Origin of the sequence: Bartonella sp. AP88HLJMH (genome assembly GCF_042195605.1) — a bacterium.
GTDB lineage: Bacteria > Pseudomonadota > Alphaproteobacteria > Rhizobiales > Rhizobiaceae > Bartonella.
In genome coordinates, this window is the sequence record NZ_JBHIOR010000060.1 from 1 (window position 1) to 2,454 (window position 2,454).

Below are 2,454 nucleotides of genomic sequence, written 5' to 3' on the forward strand. Positions count from 1 at the left end.
ACTGATGAAACAATTGAGTTTGGGCGCAGAACGCTCCGCCGCATTCGTGCACTGAGAGACTTTGGATATGTCAAAAAAGGTGACCTAGGCGGTTTTATAGAAAAAGAGAGCAACTTAAGCCATAAGAGAGACTGTTGGATTTTTGGCAATGCACAAGTTTACGATAATGCCAAAGTTTATGATGATGCGCGGGTTTATGGGAATGCACAAGTTTATGGCAATGCACAAGTTTATGATTATGCCGAAGTTGGTGGTGCTTCTGTTGGAGATAATGCCAAGGTTTTTGACTATGCGCGGATTTATGGGAATTCTGCTATAGGGGAAAGTGTACACGTTTACGGAAATGCTAAAATTTACAATCAAGCATATATTTGCTGTCGTGTAGACATTGCTGGAAATTGTAAAATTAGTGGCTCCACCGTAATCGTAGAACGTGAGAAATAGTAATCATGGAAAAAAAATACGAATTTACTGATGAAACAATCGAAGTTGATGGCAAAATCCTTCACCGCATTCGTGCACTGAGAGATTTGGGGGACGTCAAGAAAGGTGATCTTGGCGGCTATATTGAGACTGAAGAGAACCTATCGCATGAGGACTATTGTTGGGTTGCGGATAATGCATGTATTTATGACAATGCACTAGTTTCCGATGAGGCACAAGTTTTTGGCAATGCACGTGTTTATAACAATGCACGCGTTATCGATTATGTAGAAGTTTACGGTAATGCCAAAGTTTATGATGATGCGCTGGTTTTTGATGGTGCTAGGATTTTTGATGATGCACATGTTTACGAGAGCGCACGCGTTTACTACGGGGCATGCGTTTACGGTCGTGCAGAAATTTACGGTGAGACACACGTTTACGGTAAGGCACACGTTTACGGTAAGGCAGAGGTTTACGATTGTGCACGCGTTTTCGATGAAGCACGTGTTTACGGTAAGGCAGAGGTTTACGGTTATGCATGCGTTTCCGATAAGGCAGAAGTTTACGATTGTGCACGCGTTTTCGATGAAGCACGTGTTTACGGTAAGGCAGAGGTTTACGGTTATGCATGCGTTTCCGATAAGGCAGAAGTTTACCGTAGCGCACACGTTGATGACTATAACGCCATCTCAACTGGAGAAAAGACCAGATGAAAAAATACGAACTTACTGATGAAACAATTCAGTTTGATGGATACCTTACGCTTTACCGCATACGTGCATTAAAAGATTTTGGTGATGTTAAGGCTGGGGACCTTGGGGGCTTTGTAGAGTATGAAGACAATTTAAGTCAAAAAGACGATTGCTGGATTTATAATGATGCCAAGGCGTATTGTTGTGCCAAGATTTACGATAGTGCTAAGGTTTATGATAAAGCACAAATTGGTGATTGTGCCGAGATTTTTGGCAATGCAAAAATTTATAATAACGTCAAAATATATGATGGACATATTTTTGGACACACACAAATTTATGGAAATGTGATTATTTATGCCGATTCAAGAATTTATGGCAATGTAAAAATTTATGATAATTCAGAAGATTGTAAACAAACTATGACCGCCCAGAACGGCAACTCTTCAACAAAAGACGACATTCCTTTCTAGCAACACAAACCAACTTTTAACACCAGCGTGATTCACGCCACGGGTGAATTGCGCGCAATGTAGGAAATCAAGATGAAAAATTCTACTTTTTTAAAAGAAATGGCAGAAAAATATGGATTTTCTGCTGAAGAATTTCGAGAAACAATCATAAAAACTTGTATTGGATATAAAAATGCTAATGTCATCACTGATGCAGAATTTGCCGTTTTTCTTTTTGTTGCCAATACTTATGGACTTAACCCTTTAACAAAAGAAATCTATGCACTCCCTAAAAAAGGCGGCGGCATCATACCCGTTGTTTCTATCGACGGTTGGATAAAGATCATCAAATCAAATCCTGACTTTGATGGCATGACCTTTCAAGATCAAATCAATGAGGATGGGAATATCATTGCTATCAAATGTGCTATTCGTCTCAAAGGGATTAAAGACCCTATCGAAGTCACCGAATATCGCAAAGAATGCGAACAAGAAAAAAGTGAAGCATGGCAAAAATATCCAGCACGTATGTTGCGCCATAAAGCCACTATACAATGTGCTCGCTATGCTTTCGGGCTTTCCGGTATTTATGAAGAAGATGAAGCAAAACGTATCAATGAAACAAACCATAACGTACAAACGAAGTTAGTTTCTTATGATGTGCTTACGCAAATCAAACAATTAATAAACATCACTCAAACAGAAGAGGAAAAAGTCCTTGAGTATGGACGAGTCCAAAAGCTTGAAGATCTTCCTGATGAAGTAGCACAAAGGATTTTGGATGTTTTGCAAAAGAGACAGCATGAAAAAGAACAATCTTTCCTACAACAAAAGCAAATAGAGGCGCCTATACAAGATGCCGAATATATTCACGTCCAAGATAT

The 2,454-nt window shown here is 39.4% G+C and carries 4 protein-coding genes; all 4 read left to right on the top strand.

What is annotated here, in order from left to right; translation table 11 throughout:
• A partial coding sequence (locus ACFIMA_RS09435; RefSeq protein WP_375693772.1) for a hypothetical protein occupies nucleotides 1-444 on the top strand: 444 nt, incomplete at its 5' end.
• Between the two features lie 5 nt (nucleotides 445-449).
• A complete protein-coding gene (locus tag ACFIMA_RS09440; protein ID WP_375612643.1) occupies nucleotides 450-1,139 on the top strand; it encodes a hypothetical protein in 690 nt (229 codons plus the stop codon).
• Nucleotides 1,136-1,591 (top strand): hypothetical protein, encoded by a 456-nt coding sequence (locus ACFIMA_RS09445; protein WP_375654207.1) that lies wholly within the window; start codon nucleotides 1,136-1,138, stop codon nucleotides 1,589-1,591. The genes ACFIMA_RS09440 and ACFIMA_RS09445 overlap by 4 nt, the downstream gene beginning before the upstream one ends.
• A gap of 72 nt (nucleotides 1,592-1,663) precedes the next feature.
• Nucleotides 1,664-2,454, top strand: a 791-nt coding sequence (locus ACFIMA_RS09450; RefSeq protein WP_375693773.1) for a recombinase RecT, incomplete at its 3' end; no start/stop codon positions are given.